Raw genomic sequence first — 23333 nt, 5'->3', positions numbered from 1 at the left:
AGTGCGCCATCCGAGTTCCTCACCACCCCAGCCAGGCCCGAGAACGGGGACGGTCCATGCAGACGCAGAGTGTCGTTGACGTCATTCGCCGAACTCTGGAAGAGCGCGGCACCGAAGTCACCTATGAGTTCCTCCAGGAGTTCGGCGGCGTCGGCTCCAAGCTCAGCATCGTCGACGTCGACGAGCGGGCCCGGGCCGTCGCCGTGGCCCTGCTGGAGCAGGCCGCGCCGGGGTCCCGCGTCGTCCTGCTCTTCCCGCCCGGCGAGCTGTTCGTCGTCGGGTTCCTGGCCACGCTCTACGCCGGGATGGTCGCCGTCCCCGTCTACCCGCCCGACCCGATGCGGATCGCCCGGACGCTTCCCCGGCTGCGCGCGGTCGTGGGCAACTCCGACGCCCGGATCGTGCTCTCCACCGGCCTGGTGCAGGCGTTCACCGCCGACCTGCTCGACCAGGCGCCCGAACTGGCCGACCGGCCCTGGGTGATCACCGAACAGGCGATGCTCGCCGACGGCGACCGGTGGCGCCACCCTGATCTGGACCCTGATTCGGCCGCCCTGCTGCAGTACACGTCCGGCTCCACCGGGACGCCGCGAGGGGTCGTCGTGACCCACGCGAACCTGCTGGCCAACGGCGCGGCCATCGCACACTGCTTCGACGTGCGGCCCGACGACGTCAACGTGTCCTGGCTGCCCTTCTACCACGACATGGGGCTGCTCGGCGGAGTCCTGCAGCCGATGCTGTCCGGCATCTCCAACATCCTGATGTCGCCGCTGGACTTCATGCGCCGGCCCCTGAGCTGGCTCGAGGCGATCTCCGAACACGGGGCGACCGTGGCCGGCGGACCCAACTTCGCCTTCGACCTCTGCGTCACCAAGAGCACCGAAGCCGACCGGGCCGCTCTGGACCTGTCGCACTGGCGGGTCGCCTTCTGCGGCGCGGAGCCGGTGCGCCACAGCACACTGGCACGGTTCGCCGAAGCCTTCGCCGGCAGCGGGTTCGACGCCTCCGCGCTGCTGCCGTGCTACGGACTGGCCGAGGCGACGCTGTTCGTGGCCGGTAGCGGGCGCGGGAACGGCGCCGGACGGCACCGGCTCGATCGGCGCGCGCTGGAGGCGGGACAGGCGGTTCCGAGCGCCGAGGGCGAGGAGCTGGTGGCCTCCGGACTCGTGGCGCTCGACCACCGGATCGCCGTCGTCGACCCGGCGACCGGTGCGCGTCCCGATCCCGGCCGGATCGGTGAGATCTGGGTCGCCGGCCCGTCCGTCGCGGCCGGCTACTGGCGCGACGAGGCCGCGACCCGGGAGACGTTCGGCGCGCGGCTCGACGGCGATTCCAGCGACTATCTGCGCACCGGCGACCTCGGATTCGTCCGGGACGGCCAGCTCTACGTCACCGGCCGTCTCAAAGAGATGATGGTGATCCGCGGGCGCAACCTCTACCCGCACGACATCGAGGAATCGGCGCTGCTGGCCACCGACCGGGCGCGCCCCGGCTGCGGCGCCGCGTTCGCCGTCGACACCGAGGACGGCGAGCAGTGCGTCGTCCTGCACGAGGTCAAGGCCGACACGCCCGGCGAAGAGCTCCCGCGGGTCGCCGACGCGATCGCCGAGGCGGTGCGCCACGAGTACGGCGTCGCGGTCCACGACGTGGTCCTGCTCGGCCCGCGCAGCCTGGCCAAGACCTCCAGCGGCAAGATCCAGCGGCTGGCCGGCCGCGCGGCCTACCTCGGCGGCGTGATCGAGGGTGAGCTGTACCGCCGGTCCTCGGACGGCACGACCGGCACGACGACGGCCGGCCGGCAGATCACCTTCCCGTCGCGCCCGGAATTGCTGGCACTGCCGCAACCCCAGCGGGTCGAGGAGGTCGAGCTCTGCCTGATCCGCGCGGCCGACACGCAGGCGCGCGACGCGGACAGCGTCGCCGATCTGAACCTCGACTCGCTCGCCGCGGTCGAGTTCGCCTTCCGCGTCGAGGAGCAACTCGGCGCGGTCATCGACCTGAGCCTGCTGCTGGGACCGACGAGCCTGCACGACCTGGCCGCCGTGATCGAGGCCCAGTTGCAGATCACGGTGCCGGCAGCGGCATCAGCACCGGAATCAGTACCGGCACCGGCACCGGCACCAGGCAGCGCACGGAGCGGACCGAGCGTCGGACCGCTGTCGGCCGGCCAGCAGTCCCTGTTGTTCCTGCGCGAGCTGGAAGGCCCGGACTCCGACCAGAACGTGTCGGTCGCCGTCCGGCTCGCCGAACCGCTCGACCGCGACGCGCTCGCGGCCGCCGTGCGCCGGCTCGGTACCCGCCACCCCGTTCTGACGTCGCGGTTCGACAGCGACGGCAGCCGGCGCCGGGTGCGCATCGATCCCGAGGGCGTATTCGACCTCTGCGTCGTGGACCTGGCGGGCCGGACGGAGCCGGAGCTGCGCGCCGCCGTGGACGCGTGCGTCCGGGAGCCGTTCGACCTCGAACACGGCCCGGTCGCCCGCGCCCGGCTGTTCGTCGGCAGCGGTGCTCCCGTGCTGGTCCTGGCCCAACACCATGTGATCACCGACTTCTGGTCCGTGGTGACGCTGCTCGAAGAGCTCGCGACCGCCTACGGCGACCTGCTGGCCGACGCGGTCGGCGAACTCCCGCCGGCCGTCGGCTACGAGGAGTTCGTCCGCTGGCAGCAGGACTACGAGCGCTCGCCGCGCTGGCAGCAGGACGAGCGCTACTGGCTCGACCTGCTCGACGGCGAGGTGCGGGCGCCGACGCTGCCCTCGGTCCCGCGCCCGAAGCAGGACTCCGGCATCGTCCAGTCCCGCGTCCAGGTCGGCCCGGAACTGCTCGGTCGGTTGGAGCGGACCGCGAAGGACTGCCAGACGACCCTGTTCTCGGTCCTCACGGCGGCCTTCGAGATCCTGATCCGGGCCCACAGCGGCGACGAGGAGTTCGTGGTCGGCGCCACGACGGCCGGCCGGCCCGGAGCGCGGTTCCGCAGCACCCTGGGATACTTCGTCAACACGATCCCGGTGCGCGCCGAACCCGGGGTCCACTCGACGGTCGCGGACCTCATCCGCGACACCGGCGGCCAGCTGCGGGAATCGCTGAACCACCAGCACTTCCCGTACAGCCGGCTCGTCGAGCTCCTCAGGGCGCGCGGGAACACCGCGGCCGCCGTCAACACGGCGGTGGTGTTCGAGCGGCCGCCGCACACGGTCGACCCCGGCGTGATGTCCGTGCTGTTCGGGGCCGGGGCCGACTCCGCACAGCTCGGGAACCTGACGCTGGAGCCGTTCCCCAGCGGGGTGCTCGCGACCCAGTTCGACATCACGGTGCACGCCGTGCCGGCCGGCGACGGCCTGCTCGCGCACCTGCTGGTCCGGGCCGACCGGTTCGAGCCCGACCTCGCCGGGCAGCTGGCGCGGCAGTACCTCGATCTGCTCGGCCAGATCGCGGCGGACCCGGCGGCACCGGTCAGCGCGCTGCGCGTGGCCGGCGTGGCGGACTCGCTCGCCCGTGCCGACGTGCCGCCGCGGACCGTGCCGGGGGTGACGTCCGTCCACGAGCTCTTCGAGGCGACGGCCGACCGGACCCCCGACGCCGTCGCACTCGTGGCCGCCGGCACCGAACTGTCCTACGCCGACGTGGAAAAGGCGGCGAACCGCCTGGCCAACCGGTTGCGGGCCGAGGGCCTGGGGCCCGAGGACACCGTGGGGCTGTGCCTGCGGCGCTCTCCGGAACTGGTCATCGCGATGCTCGCGGTCATGAAGGCGGGGGCGGCGTTCGTCCCGCTGGATCCCGGGCTGCCCCCGGCGCGCCTGGCCGACATGGTCGGCGACGCGCGGTGCGCCCGGATCCTGTGCCACGAGGCGAGCGCGGACCTCGCCGGTGCGCTGGGGCGGACGATCAGTGCCGAGGACGAAGCAGAACTCGGCGGTTTCCCCGAGGACCGCCCCGACCTGGTCGTCACCGGGAACACGTTGGCCTACGTCATCTTCACCTCCGGCTCGACCGGGCGGCCCAAGGGCGTCCAGATCGAGCACCGGTCGTTGCTGAGCTACCTGCTGTCCTTCCTCGACGAGATCGGCGTCACCGCGGACGACCGGGTGTTGCAGTTCGCCCCGCTGACGTTCGACCCCTGCCTGGAGGAGATCTTCTCCGCGTGGACCACCGGTGCCGCGCTCGTCCTGCGGGACGACACGGTTCTGGACTCGCCCGCGCGGTTCCTCGCCTGGTGCGCCGAGCAAGGGGTCACCGTCGTCGACATCCCCACAGCGTTCTTCCATGTGCTGGTCACAGCGCTCGATGACAGCCTCACCGTGCCGCCGGCCCTTCGCACCGTCCTGATCGGCGGCGAGGCGGCCCACCCCGACAAGCTCACCCGCTGGTTCGCCTCCGGCAACGACCAGGTGCGGCTGTACAACCGCTGGGGGACCACCGAGACCACCGTGTGTTCGACGGTCGCGCTGCTGGGGCCGCAGGCCGGCCGGGCCGCCCGCGCGCGGGACGTCTCCATCGGCCGCGACATGACCGACGCGGTCATCCACGTTCTGGACGCCTCGCTCCAGCCGGTCGCCGACGGCGTGGTCGCGGAGGCCTACATCGGCGGAATCGGGGTCGGCCGAGGCTATGCCTCCGAGCCCCGCAAGACCGCCGAGCGGTTCGTCCCCGACCCCTTCGCGACCGAACCGGGCCGTCGCCTCTACGCCACCGGCGACCTGGTGCGGCGCTCCGGCGACGGCGAACTCCGCTACCTCGGGCGCGCCGACCAGCAGGTCAAGGTCCGCGGCTACCGCATCGAACTCGGCGAGGTGGACGTCGCGCTGCGCCGCCATCCCGGGGTCGGCGAGGCAGCCGTCGTCGCCTCGCGCGCATCGGGCGAGACCGAGTTGATCGCCGCCGTGACACCGGGCACCCTCGAGGTCGAGGAACTGCGCGACTGGCTCCACAAGGAGCTCCCGAGCTACATGGTGCCCAGCCGCCTGCTCGTCCTGGACCGCGTCCCACTCACCTCCAACGGCAAGGTCGATGCCGAGGCGTTGCGCAGGCACGCGCACAGCGCGGACCGCACGACCGCCTCGGCGGCCATGTCCCCGGAGCAGACCAGGCTCGCGGCCATCTGGTGCGAAGTGCTCGGCGTCCAGGGCGTGGGGCTCGACGACGACTTCTTCGACCTCGGCGGGCACTCGCTGCGCGCCGCCGACCTCAATACCCTGGTTCGCCGAGAGTTCGGGGTCCGGCCGCCGCTTCGGATGTTCTTCGAATCCGTCACGGTCCGGGCCCAGGCGGCGCGGATCAGCGAACTGGATCCGGCGGACGATCCCCTGGATCTGCGCGAGCCGTCCGGATCCGGGACGACCGAGCCGCGGCTGTCGCTGGGGCAGGGCCGATTGTGGTTCCTGGAGCGGTTCGCACCGGGATCCGCCGCCTACGTCGTGCCCGGCGTCGTCCGGTTGTACGGCGCCCTCGACCCGGTGGTCCTGCGCGGTGCGCTCGACGAGATCGTGGCCCGGCATCCGGCCCTGCGCACCGGCTTTCGCGACGGGGGCGGCACTCCCGCTCCCTTCGTGCACGACGATGCGCGCTGTCCATGGGAGGTCCTCGACCGGACCGCGATCGCCCCTGCGCAGCGCGAGGCGGAGCTCGCGGCGCTCGCCGCCCAGCACGCCGGGCAGGCCTTCGCCCTCGCCGAGCCGCCCCTGGTGCGGGCCGCGCTCGTGGCGTTCGCAGACAACGAACACGCTTTGCTGCTGGCCTTCCACCACATCGTCTTCGACGGCCGTTCTCTGGAGATCGTCGCGGGTGAACTGGCCGAGCTGTACGTCCGCCGGCTGCGCGGCGCGGACAGTGCGCCGCCGGCTCTCGGCCCCGGGTATTCGCAATGGGCCGCCGAGGAAAGCTCCTTGTTGCGGTCGGCGACCGGGCAGCGCGGACTGGACTTCTGGAAGCAGCACCTCGGCGGCGCGCCGCGGGCCCTGGACCTGCCGATCGACCGGCCTCGGCCGGCCGTGCAGACCTTCGGCGGGGCCCGCGTGCCGCTGACGCTCGGCCACGAGGACTCCGCGGCGTTGCGCGCGCTCGCGCGGGAGCATCGGGCGACCGTGTTCATGGCGCTTTCGGCGTGCCTGGCCTCGACCCTGTCCCGGCTGTCCGGCCAGGAGCGGGTCGTCATCGGGGCGCCCGACGCCAACCGGCCCGCCGACGGCGCGTACGACGAGGTCGTCGGTTTCTTCGTGAACACGGTCCCGTTCTGCTACGAGGTGTCCGGCGAAGACAGCGCCAGGGAACTCCTCCAAAGCGTGCGCGGCACGACGCTCGAGGCGATGGCGTGGAAGTGGGTACCGTTCTCGGCCATCGTCGAGGCCGTCGGCCAGGACCGCGATCCGAGCCGGAGCCCGGTCTTCCAGGCGATCCTCGACGTCCGCGCCGGATCCCTGCCGGCGCCGGCCGTCCCGGGCCTGCGGATCGAGACGGCGCCGCTGTACACCGGCACCGCCAAGACCGACCTGACCTTCGAGATCACCGATGACGGCGGCCCGCTGACCGGCTGGCTTGAGTACAACACAGACCTCTTCCGGCCGGAGACGGCCCGCGCCTTCGCGCGCGTCTTCTGCGAGACGGTGCGCTCGATGGCGTACCGGCCCGACGAGGCGATCAGCACGCCGGGTGCGGTCGCGGAACTCGAACACTGGCCGTCCGCGGCGTCGCGGGCCGGTGCCGACCCGGGCCCTGACGCCGACGCCACTTTCTGGTCGCGGTTCGAACGCGTCGCCGACACCCGCCCGGACGCGGTCGCGCTGGACGGTGCGGCCGGCCCGGTGACCTACGGCGACCTGCGCGGGCAGGTCGACCACGTGGCGCGCGACATCGTGCGCCGATTCGGGGTCGGTACCGGGGACGTCGTCGCGGTGTCGGTCGAACCGTCCGTCGCGGCCGTGGTCGCCGTGCTGGCGGTGCAGCGGTCCGGCGCCGCGTACCTGCCGATCGATCCCGCCTATCCCGTCGAGCGCAGGGACTTCATGCTCTCCGATTCCGGGGCGCGCGGAGTCGTGACCGGCGAGCTGGTCCAGGACGCGCTGCGCGGGCCCGCGACCGCGGAGCCGCTGCCCCCGGCCGACCCCGAGGCGCCCGCCTACCTGATGTACACCTCGGGATCCACCGGGCAGCCCAAGGGCGTGCTGATCGCGCACCGCAGCCTGGCCAACCTCGCCGTCGCGCAGGCAGCGTGCTTCGGGATCGACGACCGGTCGCGGATGCTGCAGTTCGCCAGCCTGAGCTTCGACGCCTCCGTCTGGGAGATCTTCCCGACGCTCGCCGCCGGCGGCACCCTGTGCGTCGTCGAGCGGGATCACGCGCTGGTCGGCGAGACGCTGGCGCAGGTGCTCCTCGACCGCGCCGTCACCGTCTGCCTGTTGCCGCCCTCGGTGATCGCCTCGCTGCCGCCTCGCGACCTGCCGACGCTTCGGACGCTGGTGTCCGGCGGCGAGGCCGCGCGCGCGGAGCTGGTCGCGCAGTGGCAGCCCGGCCGCCGTTTCGTCAACGCCTACGGGCCCACCGAGAGCACCGTCGTGGTCACGGCCGCCGACTGCGAGCCGGGGCGACCGGTCTCGTTGGGAGCGGTCCTGCCGGGCGCGACGGCGTACGTCCTCGACGCGAACCTGGCACCGGCGGTGCAGGGAGCAGTCGGCGAACTGTATGTGGGCGGGGCCGGCCTGGCCCTCGGGTATCACCGCCGGGCGGCGCTGACCGCAGACCACTTCGTTCCCGATCCGTTCTCCGGGGTTCCGGGCGCCCGGATGTACCGGACCGGCGACCTGGTCCGGCTGCGGCCCGACGGGACGCTGGACTACTGCGGACGCCGCGACAGCCAGGTCAAGGTTCGCGGTCACCGGATCGAGCCGACGGAGATCGAGACCGTGCTGCTCGCCGAACCCGGCGTCGCCGCGGCGGTGGTCAAGGTCACCGATGAACTGCTGGTCGGCTACCTGGAGACCGCCGATCCGGCCCTGACGCCGGAACACTTCGCGCGGGTGTGCGCGGACAAACTGCCGGCCCACATGGTTCCGGCCGCCTTCGTGATCCGTGCGGAACTGCCGCGCCTGCCCGGCGGCAAACTCGACCCGGGCCGGCTGACGCGTCCGGCGCGCGAGGACTTCGCTCACGCCGACGGCTTCACGCCGTTGACGTCGCCGACCGAGCAGCTCGTCGGTGAGGTCTGGGCCCGGGTCCTGGAGCTCGACGTCGTGGGCGCCGCCGACGACTTCTTCGCGCTCGGCGGGCATTCGCTGCTCGCGACGGTGATCACCTCCGCGGTCGGCGAGGCGCTGGGCTGCGAGATCCCGCTGCGGGCGCTGTTCGAGGCGCCGGTCCTGCGCGACTACGCGGCACGCTGCGAACGGGCCGTCCCGGCAGCGGCGAAGAAGGAGATCTCCGCCTACCCGCCGGACGGGGCCGACATCCCGCTGTCGGTGATGCAGGAACGCCTGTGGATTCTCGAAGAGCTCGACCGCGGCTCCGATCAGGACCTGCCGGGCGGCCGCTACCACTTGGCCGGGGCGATCCGGTTGCACGGCGAGCTCGACGAGGGCGCCCTGCAGCGGGCCGTCGACCGGCTGGTGCGGCGGCACGCGACACTGCGCACCGTCCTGGCCGAGGACGACGGCGTGCTGTCCCAAAGGATTCTGGACACCGTCGACGTCCCGATCTCGCGCACGGTACTGAGCGGACCGACGACGGAGCACCGGGAGGCCGAGGCGCTGGAGATCGTCGAGCGCGAAGCCAGGACCCCGATGGACCTGGGGGCCGGACCGCTGCTGCGGGTGCGGCTGCTGACGATCGGGCACGCGGACACCGTCCTGGTCCTGACGCTGCACCACATCGTGGGCGACGGCTGGTCGATGGAGATCCTCAAGCGCGATCTGGCCCACTTCTACGCGCAGGAGATCGACCGGGCGCCGCTCGCGCCGCTGCCGGCCCTCCCGGCGACCTACGCGCAGTTCGCCCGCCGGCAGCGCGACCAGCTGGCATCGGGCGCGCTCGAGGAGTCGATCGGGTACTGGTGCGACCAGCTCGACGGCCTGCCGGACCTGGCGCTGCCGACGTCGCGCCGCGGCGGTGAGGCGGCCGCCGGTGCGGGTCGCCGCGTGCGCTCGACGGTCACCGGGCCGCTGCGGGCGCAGATCGACCGGTTCGCCGCCGCGTCCGGCGCGACGACGTTCATGGTCCTGGCCGCCGCGCTGCAGATCACCCTCGGCCGGCTCACCGGCCAGCGCGACTTCGCGATCGGCGCCCCGATCGCCGGGCGCCGGCAGCGCGAGGTGGAGGAGATCATCGGCTTCTTCATCAACTCCGTGGTGCTGCGCGCCGACCTGTCCGGCGATCCGACGTTCACCGACCTGCTCGACCGGGTCCGCGCCACGACCCTGGACGCCTACGAGCACCAGGACGTCCCGTTCGAGACGCTGGTGGGCCGGCTCGCGCCCGACCGCGATCTGACGACCACCCCGCTGTTCCGGGTCTATCTCAATATGCTCAACATCCCGGCCCGGTCGGCCGACCTGCCGGGGCTGGCCGCGCGGGAGTTCTCCGTCCCGGACCTCGGGGCGAAGTTCGACCTGACCTTCTACGTCGAGCCCGGCGAGACCGACCTGCGGATCGATCTGGTCTACGACGCCCACCGCTTCACCGCCGAGGCCGTCGAGGAACTGGTCGCGCAGTGGATCAGGGTGCTGGAACAGGCGGTGGCCGACGGGAGCCGCCGCATCGACTCCCTGCGCCTGGACACTCCGACCGCCCGGCTCCGGCTGCCGGATCCGGCCGAGCCCCTGGACGGAACCTGGTACGGGTCGGTCGTCGAGCAGTTCGAGGACTGGGCCGCCCGGGAGCCGCACCGGATCGCGGTGAGCGAGCCGGGGCAGGACCTGAGCTACGGCGATCTGGCGTGGGCCACCGCGGCGCTGGCCAGAGCCCTGACACAGAACGGTGTCGGGAAGGGCGACGTCGTCGCCGTCTACGGGGAGCGGAGCGTGTCGCTGGTCTGGGCGCTCCTGGCCATCCTCCGGGCCGGCGCCTCGTTCGCCATCCTCGACCCCGCCTACCCCGCGCCGCGCATCGCCGACTGTCTGGCCGTGGCCCAGCCGGCCGCCTTCCTCCAACTGGAGGCCGCCGGAGCGGTTCCGCTCACCGTGCAGACGGCCCTTGAGGCGCTGGCGCCCCGGTGCCGGTTCGAGCTCCCGGCGCGGCTGGAGGACGCGCGGCACCTCGCCCCGGCCGACTGGGAGCCGACCGCGCCGGTCACGGTCGGGTCGCGGGACTGCGCGTACATCGCCTTCACCTCCGGGTCCACGGGCAAGCCCAAGGGCGTCCGGGGTTCGCACGGGTCGCTGACGCACTTCGTGCCGTGGATGGTCGAGACGTTCGGGCTGCGCGACACCGACCGCTACAGCATGCTGTCCGGGATCAGCCACGACCCTCTGCACCGCGAGGTGTTCACGCCGCTGGTCACCGGGGCGACGATCTGCGTCCCGGCGCAGATCGACATCGAGACCCCGGGCCGGCTGGCCCAGTGGTTCCGGACCCAGCAGGTCTCGGTGAGCCACCTGACCCCGCCGATGGCGCGCCTTTTCGACCAGCTGTCGGTCGCGCCGGGGACGCTGCCCCTGCTGGAGCGGGTGTTCTTCACCGGCGACACGCTGACCAGCCGGGACGTCCGAGCCATCACGCGCATGGCGGGCTCGGCGACCTGCGTCAACCTGTACGGCTCGACGGAGACCCAGCGGGCGGTCGGCTACTACGTCGTACCGGCGGCCGACGGATTCGGCGCCGCCGACCCCGGGGTGACCTATCCGCTCGGCCGCGGCATGAAGGACGTCCAGCTTCTCGTGCTCGGCGAAGGGGGACAGCTCGCCGGGATCGGGGAGGTGGGCGAGATCGCCATCCGCTCGCCGCACCTCGGCCTCGGGTACGCCCACGATCCGGAGCTCACCGCGAGCAGGTTCGTGCGCAACCCCTTCGCAGTGGCCGGATTCGCCGAAGGCGCCGAGACGGCCGATTCCGGTTCCGGTTCCGGATCCGATGTCTCCGACGGCGACCGCATGTACCGCACCGGCGACATCGGCCGCTACCTGCCCGACGGCTCCGTCGCGGCCCTCGGCCGGGCGGACAACCAGGTCAAGGTGCGCGGCTATCGCGTGGAGATCGACGAGGTCCAGCACGTGATCTGCGACCTGCCCGGCGTCCGGGACGCCGTCGTGGTCCCCCGGGGCGACGCCAGTGGTGAGACCGCGCTGGCCGCCTACGTGGTCGCCGCGCCGGAGGCGAAGGTGACCGGCCAGGAGATCAAGGCGTTCGTGCGCGCCCGGCTCCCGGAGTACATGGTGCCCGCGTTCGTCGTCCCGATGGACGCGCTGCCGCTGACCCCCAACCGCAAGATCGACCGGGCCGCGCTGCCCGAACCCGCCACCGCCGCCGGCGGCCAGGACGACGGTCCCCGGGCCTGGCTCTCGCCCACCGAGGAACTGCTCGCCGGCGTGTGGCAGGAGGTGCTGCGCTCGCCCCGGGTCCAGCCGGACGACAACTTCTTCAACCTCGGCGGCCACTCGCTGATGGCCACGCAGGTCGCCTCCCGGATCCGCAAGGTGTTCGGGTGTGAGCTGGCTCTGCGCACCCTGTTCGAGAAGCAGACGGTCCGCGAACTGGCCGCGCACATCGACGCCGTCGCCGGCGGTGGCGGTGGCGGTGGCGGCACGGCTGTCGAGCCGGTCGTCGCGCTGCCCCGCCTCGGCCCGCTGCCCGCCTCGTTCGGCCAGGAACGCCTGTGGTTCCTGGACCAGCTGGAGGGCGACACCGGCGCGTACAACAGCGCGACCGTCGTGCGCCTGCGCGGACCGCTGGACACCGAGGCGCTCGCCGCGACTCTCGACGAGCTCGTCCGGCGCCACGAAGTGCTGCGGACCCGACTGGTCATGCAGGACGGCGCCGTCTGCCAGATCGTCGAGGACGCCGACGGCGCGACCATGCCGCTGGACGTCGTCGATCTGAGCGCCGAGGCCGAAGCGACCGTCGAGCGCCGCTGGCAGCAGTGCGTGGCCGAGGCGGCGAAGTACCGGTTCGACCTGAGCCGGGCACCGCTGGAGCGGGCGACGGTGATCCGTCTGTCCGACCAGGACCACGTGTTCGTCCTCACCGTGCACCACGTGGTCGCCGACGGCTGGGGCCTGCAGATCCTGGTGCGGGACTTCGCGGTCCTGTACCAGGCATATCGCCAGGGCACTGAGTCCCCGCTGGCGCCGCTGGAGGTGCAGTACTCCGACTGGTCGCGGTGGCAGCGCTCGCGGGTCGAGCGGGGCGACTACGCCGCGCAGCTCGACTTCTGGCGCGAGAGGCTGGCCGGCTCCCCGTCCCTGCTGGAGTTCCCCGGGCAGCGGCCCCGGCCCGGAACGATGAGCAACCGCGGCCTGACCGTCCACCGGACGATCCCCGACAGCCTGGTCGAGGAGGTCCGCCAGGTGAGCCGGAGCCACAACGCGACCTTGTTCATGACCCTGCTCGCGGCGTTCACCGGCCAGCTCCACCGCTACAGCGGCGCGCGGGACATCGCCGTCGCCACGCCGGTCTCGACGCGGTCCGTGGAGATCGAGGACCTGGTCGGGTTCTTCGTGAACACGGTCGTGTTCCGCAACCGGGTCAGCGGCGAGGAGTCCTTCACCGACCTGCTCGAACGCGTCCGCTCGACGACCCTGGCCGCCTCCGCGAACCAGGACGTCCCGTTCGACCGGGTCGTCGACGCGGTCCAGCCGAACCGCGACCTGAGCATGAACCCGCTCTTCCAGGTGATGTTCACGCTCCAGAACGCGCCCTATTCGCGTCTTGATCTCGGCGACCTCACCCTGGAGCGGCTCCAGGCCCCGGCCACCACGGCCAAGTTCGACGTCAGCCTCGACCTCGCCGAGGAGGAGGAAGGCCTGCACGCCACCCTGGAACTGAACGCCGACCTGTTCGACCGGGAGGCCGGCGAGCGGATCCTGGACCACTTCCAGACCCTGCTGGCCGCGATCGCGGCAGCGCCGGCGAGCCCGCTGGCCGGTCTCGAGCTGCGCACGCCGGACGAAGCCGACGCGCAGCGGGAACTGGGCACCGGCCCGGCCGCCCTCGCGCCGCCGGCCCCGGCCGAGGAGCTGGAGCGGTGGGCCCGGCGCACGCCGGACGCGCCGGCGGTGATCGACGGCGAATCCGTGTGGAGCTACCGGGAACTGCGCGACCGTGTGGCAGCCCTGGCCACCCGGTTGTCCGCGGCGTCCGCCGGCCCGGAGGCGGCGGTCGTGGTCTGTGCACCGCGTTCGGCCGAGCACATCGCGGCCGTCCTGGCCTGCGGCGAGATCGGGGCGACCTACGTCCCGGTCGACCCTGCGGTCCCGGACCGGCGGATCGCCTCGGTGCTGGACCGGCTCGGCGAGGTGGTCGTCCTCACGGATGAGGGGCAGGCGGCCCGTCTGGCCGGCCTGCTCGATGCCGCCGCGCGGTCCGGCACCCACCTTCTCCTCGGCGACAGTGGCGGCGACAGGGACGGCGACACGGTCGGTGCGGCGGCCGGCGCGGGGCCGGCGCTGGGTGCTCACCGCGGCGACCCGCGGCAGCGCGCCTACGTCATCTTCACGTCGGGGACGACCGGTGAGCCCAAGGGCGTCCAGATCGAGCAGGACGGTCTGCTCAACCACCTGGAGCTGATGGCTCGGGAACTGGAGCTGACGCCGGACGACGTCATCGCGCAGACCGCGTCGCAGTCCTTCGACATCTCGATCTGGCAGATGCTCGTCGCCGTGCTGCGCGGGGCGACGGCGGTGGTCAGCGACGACGCCACCAGCCGCGATGCCAGGGCCCTGCTGTCCCTGGTCCGGGACCGCGGGGTGACGGTGCTGCAGCTCGTCCCCGCCATGATCGCCGCGCTGCTCGACCACGCCGAGGACGCGGACCTGGCGGGCCTGCGGCACCTGATCGCCACCGGCGAGGCGCTGCCGCCCGAGCTGTGTGCCCGGTGGCTGCGCCGCTTCCCCGGCATCCCGGTGACCAACGCCTACGGGCCGGCCGAGTGCGCCGACGACACCCACCTCGCGCTGCTGACCTCGCCGCCGCCGGCCGACCGGGCCGTCCCGATCGGGCGTCCGGTCGCCGGCGTGAGCAGCCGGGTCCTGGACGAGTCGGGCCGGCCGGTGCCGTTCGGGGTCGCCGGCGAGCTCGCGATCGGCGGGCTGGTCGTGGGCCGCGGGTATCTCGGGGATCCGCGGGGGACCGCGGAGCGCTTCGTGCCCGATCCGGATTCGCCGCACCCCGGCGCGCGGCTCTATCTCACCGGCGACCGCGTGCGGCTGCTGCCCGACGGCCGGCTGGAGTTCCTCGGGCGGGTGGACGACCAGGTCAAGATCCGGGGACTGCGGATCGAGCCCGGTGAGGTGGAGAACGCGCTGTGTGAGCTCCCGGGGGTGTCCGAGGCCGCCGTCATCGTGCGCGACGTCGACGGGGAGCCGAGTCTGATCGCCTGCCTCGCCGGGATCGGTGCCGGCGCCGGCGGCATGGCCGGTGCCGTGGTCGACCCGGCCGAGGTCGCCGCGTTCCTGACCATGCGGCTGCCGCGCTATATGGTCCCCAGCGGCTTCGTGTTCCTCGATCGGCTGCCCCGCACCGCCAACGGCAAGCTGGACCGGGCCGCCCTGCACCGGCAGGACGCGGTGATCGAACGGGCGCGGCACCGGTACGAGGCGCCGGCGACACCGACCGAGAACCTCGTCGCCTCGGTGATCGCCGAACTGCTCGGCGTCCCGACCGTCGGCGCCCTGGACGACTTCTTCGCGCTCGGCGGCCACTCGCTGCTGGCCACCCGGCTGATCACCGAACTGGCCGCGGTGACCGACGTCGAGCTGTCGCTGCGCGCGGTGTTCGAGAACGCGACGACCCGCGGTATCGCGACCGCCCTCGAACAGCTGCAACTACGAAGCCTGAGCGAGGCCGAACGGCTCGACCTCGAGGCGCTCCTGGCCACGATGACCGACGACGAGGCGCGGGCTCTTCTCGCCTCCGACCAGAAGCGGGATGCGTGATGTTGGAACCGGACACCGAACCCAGGTCTGTCGACACCCTCTCCGAGGCCAAGCGCAACCTGCTGGCTTCCCTCCTCCTGGCCCGCGGTAGGGAACGGGCCGCCGCGCGGTCCATCCCGCGCCGGGACCCGGCCCAGCCGTCTCCGCTGTCCCGCGGCCAGGAACAGCTGTGGGTCGCCTCGTCGCTGGCCGGGTCGCGACCCCTGTACAACGTCCCCTACGGCGTACGGCTCAGCGGGGCGTTGGAAGTCCCCGCGCTGCTCGCCGCGCTCGAAGGGATCGTCGCGCGCCACGCCATCCTGCGGACCGTCTACCGCCAAAGAGACGACGGCGGTCTGGAACAGGTCGTCATGGCCGCCGAGCCGTTCGTCCTGCCCGTCGAGGACGCCGAGAGCGAGGAGTCCGCGTTCGCCGCCGCACACCGCGAAGCCGCGGCGCCCATCGATCTGGAGTCCGGCCCGGTCCTGCGGGGACGCCTGCTGCGCATCACCGCCGATGACCACCTGCTGGTCCTGGTCGTCCACCACATCGCCACCGACGCCTGGTCGGTCGGCGTGCTGCTGGCCGAACTCGCCGAACTGTACGACGCCGCGCGGACCGGCCGTGAGCCGCGCGTTCCGGTGCTCGACATCGACTACGCCGACGCCGCGGCCCACCAGCGTTCGCAGGAGCCTGACGACCACGGCGCCGCGATCGACCAGTGGCGGACGCGGCTGGCGGGAACCCAGCCGCTGGCCCTGGCGAGTGCTGACAGAGGCGCCGCCCAGACCGGCAGCCGTATCCGGCGCACCTGGGGCGACGGTCTGGGCCGGACGTTGCGGGACGTCGCCGAGGCGCAGCACACCACGGTCTTCAACGTGATGCTCACGGCGTTCGCCGTCCTGCTGCACCGGTACACCGGCACCTCCCGGTTCGCCATCGGAACGGTCATGGCGAACCGCGACCGGCAGACCGAGCCCCTGATCGGCTACTTCGCCAACACCGTCCCGATCGTGGCCGACGTGCAGGCCGCCGACACCCTGGCCGAGGTCCTGGCCAAGACCACGAGCGAATCGCTGTGGGCCCGCGAGCACCAACTGCACTTCGACGTGTTGGTCGAAGGGCTCCGGCCGCGGCGCATCCTGGCCGAGAGCCCCCTGTTCGAGGCGATGTTCGTGTTCAACAACGCGCCCGGCCACGAACTGCGACTGCCGGGTCTGGCCCTGACCGCCGCACACCTGCACAGCAGCACGGCGAAGTTCCCCCTCGACCTGTCCTGCGCCGTGTCGGACGACGAGGTGATGGTCTCCCTGGAGTTCGACCACTCCGCCTACGACACCGCCGCCGCCGAACGCCTTCTGGACCACTACCAGCAGCTGGTCGCCGGCCTGTGCCGGACGCCCGCCGAGCGCGCCGACACCGTGGCCATGCTGACACCGGCCGAACACGACCTGGTGATCGGCCGGTGGAACCGGACCGCACAGCAGTACCCTGACACGGCCACCGCCCACGGGCTCTTCGAGCAGTGGGCCGACCGGCAGCCGGCGGCCGTCGCCGTCGTGTGCGGCACCGAGTCCATCGGCTACGGCGAGCTCGACGCCCGCGCCAACCAGCTCGCGCACCTGCTGCTGGCCCACGGCTGCGGACGGCACGACCGGGTCGGGATCCGCCTCGAACGCGGCGTCGACCTCGTCGTGGCCCAGCTGGCGGTCGCCAAGTGCGGCGCCGGATACGTGCCCCTGGACCCGGCCCATCCCGCCGAACGCCTGCGCTGGATGCTGGAGGACTCCGGAGCCAGGTTCGTCATCGGGCAGGGCGCCGACGGCACCGGCGGTGACGGTGACGACGGTGACGGTGACGGTAACGGTGACGGTAACGGTGACGGTGCTGGTGACGCCGAACCGATCGTGATCCACACGGGCGTCGCCGCCGGCTTCCCCACATCCCGACCCGAGTGTGAGACGCGGCCCGACGACCTGCTGTACCTCATCTACACCTCGGGATCGACCGGCCGCCCCAAAGGCGTCCTGCTCGACCACCGCGGGCGCGTCAACAACTTCAGCGACTTCAACCGGCGCTTCGGCGTCGGCCCCGGGGAGCGGGTGTTCGGCGTCTCGGCACTGGCCTTCGACATGAGCGCCTACGACGTGTTCGGCACGCTGATGGCCGGGGCGACCCTGGTGTTCCCCGAGCCCCGCGGCGAGCGCTCGCCGGACCACTGGATCGACGTGATCGAAGCCGAGGGCGTCACGGTCTGGCACTCGGTCCCGGCCCTGTTCGGGCTGCTGGTCGAGGAGACCGAGGCCCGCGCCTCAGCCCGGCTGCCGCTCCGGCTGGTGCTGCTCGGCGGCGACTGGATCCCGCTGGCCCTGCCCGAACGGGCCCGCGGGCACCTGCGCGAAGGCGCGCGACTGGTCAGCATGGGCGGCGCCACCGAGGTCTCCATGGACTCCACGATCCATCTCATCGACCGCGTCGACCCGGCCAGGCACAGCATCCCCTACGGCGCGCCGATGGCGAATCAGACCGCTTATGTCCTCGACGCGTCGCTGTCGCCGCTGCCCGTCGGCGCCGCCGGCGAGCTCTACCTCGGCGGGGCCGGCGTCGGCTGGGGCTACCACAACCAGCCCCGGCTGAGCGCGGAGCGGTTCCTGCCGGATCCCTTCAGCGCGGTCCCCGGAGCCAGGATGTACCGCACGGGAGACCGCGCCCGGTGGATGCCGGACGGCGATCTGGAACTGCTGGGCCGCATCGACTTCCAGGTCAAGGTCAACGGCTACCGCGTGGAGACCGGCGAGATCGAGGCGGCGCTGAGCGACCTGCTCGACGGCCGGCCCTGCCTGGTCGTGGCCCGCGGCGAGGCCGGCGCGAGCAAGACGCTCGTCGCGTACCTGCCGGCCGCCGACGGCGCTGACGGCACTGACGGCACTGACGACAGCGGCGACAGCGGCGAGAGCGACGACGAACAGCTCCGGCGCGCGCTGTCGGCTCGCCTGCCCCAGTACATGGTGCCCAGCCACTTCGTCCGCCTGGACTCCTTCCCGCTCACCGGCAACGGCAAGATCGACCGCCGGGCGCTGCCCGCCCCCACGATCCAGACCCCGGTCGGCCGGGCCCCGCGGACCGACACCGAGCGGGCGCTGGCGACGCTGTGGCGCGAGGTCCTGGCCGTCGCCGAACACGACGGACTACCCGTCGACACCAGCTTCTTCGCGCTCGGCGGCTCCTCCATCGCGGTGATCCGGATGGTGAGCGCCGCCCGCCGCGCCGGGCTGCCGCTCACCCCGCGCATGGTGTTCGCCGCCCAGACCATCGAATCGCTCGCGCGAGCCCTGGACGAAGCCGACGCGGAAGCCGATGCCGACGCCTTCGCCGCGCCGACCGCCCAGACCCCGCCGCAGGACGCGGGCCCGACCGTGACCCCGAGCCAGCGCCACATGCTCCGGATGCTCGAGCAGGCCTGGGTCCCCGGGCTGTACCAGATGCAGTCGACGACGCGGCTGCCCATCCCCGTCGACCGCGAGGCCTTCAGCTCCGCATGGCGGCAGCTGAGCCTGCGCCACGCGGCCCTGCGCACGGTCTTCCACCGGCGCGCCGACGGCACCTGGTCGCCGGAGGTCGCCGACGAGCTGGAGCCGGCGGTCGGGCATCTGGACTGGCGGGACCGGCCCGCCGACCGGATCGCCGACGATCTCATCGCGCTGCTGGAGGAAGAGCGCTCCGGCCGCGTCGACGTCAGCGCCGCGCCGCTGTGGCGGGTGTGGCTGGTGCAGGGCCCTGACTCGTGGTGGATGGGCCAGGTCCAGAGCTATCTGGTGGCCGACGGCTGGTCGAATCTGGTCCTGCTGGACGAACTGCTCGAGTTCTACCTCGCCGCGCTCGAAGGACGCCAGAGCGCGCTTCCCCCGGTCTGCGAGTTCGGGGGTCCGGTCGCCGGCTCCGTCCTCGAAGCGGACGCCGCCTACTGGCGGCGGCAGCTGGCCGGGGCGCACGCCACCCGCCTGGCCGCCGCACCGGGCCGGCTCGGCCCGTCCCGCTTCGCCCGGGTCGGCTCGCGGATGGACGCCTCGCTCGCCGCGGCCCTGCGCGCCCGGGCCGCCGAACACGGACACACCTTCTCCACCTGGGTCTGCGCCGGCTGGACCCTGCTGGCCGCGGCACGGCTGGGTCGGACCGACGTCACCGTCGGCGTGGTGTCGGCCGGCCGGGACCGCGCCGGCGAAGGCGTCGAGCGTGCGGTCGGCCTGTTCATCGCCGCGCTGCCGGTGCGGGTCGAGGTGGACTGGGCCGAGCCGCTGGAGCCGCTGCTTGACCGCCTGCAGCTCACGCGGGCCGAGGGCGCCGAGCACACGGCGGTGGACACCGGCGAGCTCCAGGGCCTGGGCGCGGACGAGAGCCCGCTGTTCGACTCGGTCATCGTCATGGCCAACTACCCGGTCTCGCCGGCGTTGCGGGCCCAGCAGTCCTCGAGCGCACCGGCCGCCGCCGACCGCGACGGCACCCGCAACCAGACCGAGTTCTCGCTCCGGCTCGACATCACCGACGACGCCGAGCCGCGCGTCGTCCTGTCCTACTACGCCGACCGCATCGCCGACGGCGACGCCGCGCGGCTGCTCGACGACTACCTCGCCACGCTCGAGGCGATGGCCCACATCCCCGGCGCCACCGCCGGGCAGGTCACCGCCTTCCGCACCTCCGAGACTGGAGTATCCCGTTGAACCGAACAGCCCTCGCCGCCGACCCGATCCAGGTGTTCCAGGACCGTGAATCGGGCGTGCGCTCGTACTGCCGGACCTACCCAGCCGTGCTGAGATCGGCGACCGGCAGCACGGTGACCGCCCAGGACGGCATGGAGTACCTCGACTTCTTCGCCGGCGCCGGAGCCCTCAACTACGGCCACAACCACGACCACATCAAGCAGCAGGTTCTCAGCTACCTCGCGGCGGACGGCGTGGTCCACGCCCTGGACTTCCACACCTCGGCCAAGAGCGAGTTCCTGGACCGCTTCGGCCGGGAGGTCCTGGAGCCCCGGGGCCTGCGGCACCGGGTGCAGTTCTGCGGGAGCACGGGGACCGACGCCGTCGAGGCGGCGCTGAAGCTGGCGCGCAAGCACACCGGCCGGTCCAAGGTCATCGCCTTCTCAGGGTCCTACCACGGCGTGAGCCGGGGCAGCCTGGCCGCGACCTCGGACCTCACGCTGCGCAAAGCGGCCGGCGTGCCCCTGGACGAGGTGACCTTCCTGCCCTTCCCGGTCGGCCCGGGCGGCCGGTTCGCCACCGTCGAGCTGCTGGAGCGGTTCCTCAGCGACGAGATGTCGGGCGTCGAGGCGCCCGCCGCGGTACTGCTGGAAGCCGTCCAGATGGAAGGCGGTGTCTACCGCTTCCCCCACGCCGACCTGCGGCGCCTGCGCGCGCTGTGCGACACCCACGGCATCGTCCTGATCGTCGACGAGATCCAGGCCGGCTGCGGCCGCACCGGGACCTTCTTCGCCTTCGAGGCCGCCGGGATCATCCCCGACCTGATCACGGTGTCGAAGTCGATCAGCGGTCTGGGACTGCCCATGTCGATCCTGTTGATCCGCGAGGGCTTCGACGCCTGGGACGCCGGCGACCACCCGGGGACCTTCCGGGGGAACCAACTGGCCTTCGTCGCCGCCTGCGCCGCCCTGGACCTGTGGCAGACGCCCGCCTTCACCGCCGCGATGCGGGCCGGTGCGGAGCTGATGTGCCGCTTCTGGACCGAGCACGCGCTGCCCGGCGTCCAGGTGCGGTGCGAGGGACACGCCGTCGGCGTGGACCTGAGCGCGGTCGGCGGCGGGATCCTGGCCGGCGAGGTGGTCCGCGAGCTGTTCGACCGCGGCCTGATCGTGGAGGCGACCGGGCGCGGCAACGCCGTCCTGAAGCTGATGCCGGCGCTGAACACGAGCCTTGACGCGCTCAGGCGCGGGTGCGAGCTCGTCCATGACGCGATCCGGTCCCACCTGACCATCCGAGAAGAGGGTGAATGATGACCACCGTCAATCCGCAACGGCCCGACGTGGCGACCACCGGGACGATGTTCGCCGGCGCCGACATCAGGTCCGACGCCGTCGACCGGCTGCACGCCCCCTCGCCGGAGATGTTCAAGCGCGAGTACGTGGACAAGCGCCGGCCCGCCGTCATCACCGGGCTGATGGACACCTGGCCGGCGATGGAGCGCTGGAGCTTCGACTACTTCCGCAAGCATTTCGGCGACCTGGACATCCACGCGAACATCCAGAACCTGGACGGCAAGCTGATCCTCGGCCATGTCGGCAACTTCCGCCCGATGAAGCTGTCGGCGCTGTTGGACGACATCGAGGCCAACGAGGACCCGAGCCGGGCGTACTACCTGCGGGCCTTCCCCGTCCACCGGATGATCGAGCACTTCCCCGGGCTCGCCGAGGACTACGAGCTCCCGGACCTGGCGCCGAACTGGGCCGACATCCGCTACCGCGCGAAGTGGCGCACCGGCACGGTGAACCCGGCGCGCCTGCTCGGGCTCTACCTGGCCAAGACCTTCCTCAACCGCGGCGCCGGCAAGCCCGCCACGCGCAGCGCGATCTCCTCGCGGGTCGCGGCGGTGATGTTCGTCGGCGGCAAGGGGACCGTCACCCCGTTCCACAGCGACGGCATGCAGACCGCGGCGTACCTCAACCAGGTCGTGGGCCGCAAACGCTGCTACTTCGTGTCGCCGGACCAGGACGCGCGCATGTACCCGCGGGCGTTCCGCCGGCAGTTCGGCATGGCGCAGGTCGACTACCGGCGCCCCGACCTCGACCGGCAGCCGCTCTTCCGCGACGTCGTCGTGGAGGAGACGATCCTGCATCCCGGCGAGACGCTTTACGTGCCGAGCAGTTACTGGCACGCCATCGAGGCGATGGACGCGTCGATCTCCTACAGCCACCAGATCGTCAACGACGACAACGCTTTGGGCTGGCTGCGCTGCATCCCCGAGCGCTACCTCGCGCAGATCTACTTCAAGTCCCAGGGCGGCCTGCGCAATGTCACAGGGGCCAAGGACTGGGATGACTGGGCCTGAGACCACGAGCCTGCTGCGCGACCGGGACTTCGTCCTGTTCGCGGGCGGCCAGGGCGTGTCGGCGCTCGGGGACGCCCTGAGCAAGACCGCCCTGCCGCTGCTCGTGCTGGCGCTGACCGGTTCGGGCCTGCAGGTCGGCGTCATCGCGATGCTGTCGGTGCTGCCCTCGCTCGTGCTGGGGCTGCCCGCCGGCGCGTGGGCGGACCGGCTGGACCGGCGGCGCATGATGCTGTGGTCGGACGTCGGGCGCACGCTGCTGGTCGGGCTGGCTCCGCTGGCGGCGCTGCTCGGCATCCCGGTCCTGCCGGTCCTGTACGCGATCACGGTTCCGGTCGGCGTCCTGTACGCGGTCTTCGAGGGGGCGTGCCTGTCCTGCGTGCCCTCTCTGGTCGGACGGGACCGGATCGGCGAGGCGAACTCGCTGCTGGGGGTCGGGAACGCCCTGGGCTACCTGATCGGACCGGCGGTGGCCGGCGTGCTGGTCGCCGCGGTCGGCGGCGCGGCGGCGCTGGGGGTCGACGCGGCGAGCTTCGCCGCGTCGGCGCTCACGCTGGCCCTGCTGCGCAACCCGCTGCGGACGCCGGTCGAGCAGGAGCCGGCCCCGATGACCGAGCAGCTGCGGGCCGGGTTCCGCTACATCGCCTCCCAGCGGCTGCTGCGCTCCACCCTGATCTACTGGTCGGCGATCGCCTTCCTCACGGCGCCGGTCGTCATCTGCGCCACCTACTTCGTCCGGCAGGACCTCGGCTGGTCCCCGCGGATCATCGGGGTCGTCATCGCGACCTACGCCTTCGGCGCGATCATCGGCGCCGTGCTGGCCCCGCGCCTGAGCCGGACGCCCGGCACGGTGATGGTCGGCAGCACGATGGTGGCCAGCGTGGGGCTGCTGGTCCTGAGCGCCACCGCGCGCATGTCGCTGGCCTTCGGTATCGCCCTGGTGGTCGGTGTGGGGGAAGGCCTGTCCGCGACCCTCTACACCACGCTGCGGGCCCAGTTGGTCCCCGGCGAGCTGTTGGGCCGGGTCGCCGCGGCCGCGCAGGTCGCGATGCTCGGCCTGCGTCCGTTGTCCGTGTTCCTCGCGGGCGTCGCCCTGGAAGCGACGTCCGGCTCGGTGACCCTCGCGGCCATCGGGGTGTCGTGTCTGGTCGTCAGCGTCGTCTTCGCCGTCCGCAGTCCGATTCTCTTCGCCGCTGCTCCCGCTCTGCGATAAGGAAGTGAGACAGA

General features: G+C 72.5%; 5 protein-coding genes. All 5 read left to right on the top strand.

Annotated elements, in window-relative coordinates; all coding sequences use genetic code 11:
• The first annotated feature begins 56 nt into the window (after nucleotides 1-56).
• The 5 genes from ABH926_RS21930 to ABH926_RS21910 are packed head-to-tail and all read left to right on the top strand — an operon-like array spanning nucleotide 57 to nucleotide 23319.
• Nucleotides 57-15071, top strand: a complete 15015-nt coding sequence (locus tag ABH926_RS21930) for an amino acid adenylation domain-containing protein (RefSeq protein ID WP_370367570.1) — start codon at nucleotides 57-59, stop codon at nucleotides 15069-15071.
• Nucleotides 15071-19768, top strand: a complete 4698-nt coding sequence (locus ABH926_RS21925) for an amino acid adenylation domain-containing protein (RefSeq protein ID WP_370367732.1) — start codon at nucleotides 15071-15073, stop codon at nucleotides 19766-19768. Before ABH926_RS21930 ends, ABH926_RS21925 begins: the two co-directional genes overlap by 1 nt.
• A complete protein-coding gene (locus ABH926_RS21920) occupies nucleotides 19765-21057 on the top strand; it encodes a diaminobutyrate--2-oxoglutarate transaminase (protein WP_370367569.1) in 1293 nt (430 codons plus the stop codon). The genes ABH926_RS21925 and ABH926_RS21920 overlap by 4 nt, the downstream gene beginning before the upstream one ends.
• Nucleotides 21054-22109 carry a cupin-like domain-containing protein gene (locus ABH926_RS21915; protein WP_370367568.1) on the top strand — a complete coding sequence of 352 codons (1056 nt, stop codon included), beginning with the start codon at nucleotides 21054-21056 and terminating at the stop codon, nucleotides 22107-22109. Before ABH926_RS21920 ends, ABH926_RS21915 begins: the two co-directional genes overlap by 4 nt.
• Complete coding sequence (locus tag ABH926_RS21910; RefSeq protein ID WP_370367567.1) at nucleotides 22096-23319, top strand: MFS transporter; 1224 nt, start codon at nucleotides 22096-22098, stop codon at nucleotides 23317-23319. Before ABH926_RS21915 ends, ABH926_RS21910 begins: the two co-directional genes overlap by 14 nt.
• Nucleotides 23320-23333 lie beyond the last annotated feature (14 nt).

The organism is Catenulispora sp. GP43 (assembly GCF_041260665.1).
Classification (GTDB): domain Bacteria; phylum Actinomycetota; class Actinomycetes; order Streptomycetales; family Catenulisporaceae; genus Catenulispora.
The sequence above is the reverse complement of the archived record's forward strand: the minus strand, read 5'-3'. Positions and strand labels throughout refer to the sequence as shown.

Coding starts and splice junctions, on each gene's coding strand:
- ABH926_RS21915 (WP_370367568.1), top strand. CDS start 21,054: ATGATGACCACCGTCAATCCGCAACGGCCCGACGTGGCGACCACCGGG.
- ABH926_RS21930 (WP_370367570.1), top strand. CDS start 57: ATGCAGACGCAGAGTGTCGTTGACGTCATTCGCCGAACTCTGGAAGAG.
- ABH926_RS21910 (WP_370367567.1), top strand. CDS start 22,096: ATGACTGGGCCTGAGACCACGAGCCTGCTGCGCGACCGGGACTTCGTC.
- ABH926_RS21925 (WP_370367732.1), top strand. CDS start 15,071: ATGTTGGAACCGGACACCGAACCCAGGTCTGTCGACACCCTCTCCGAG.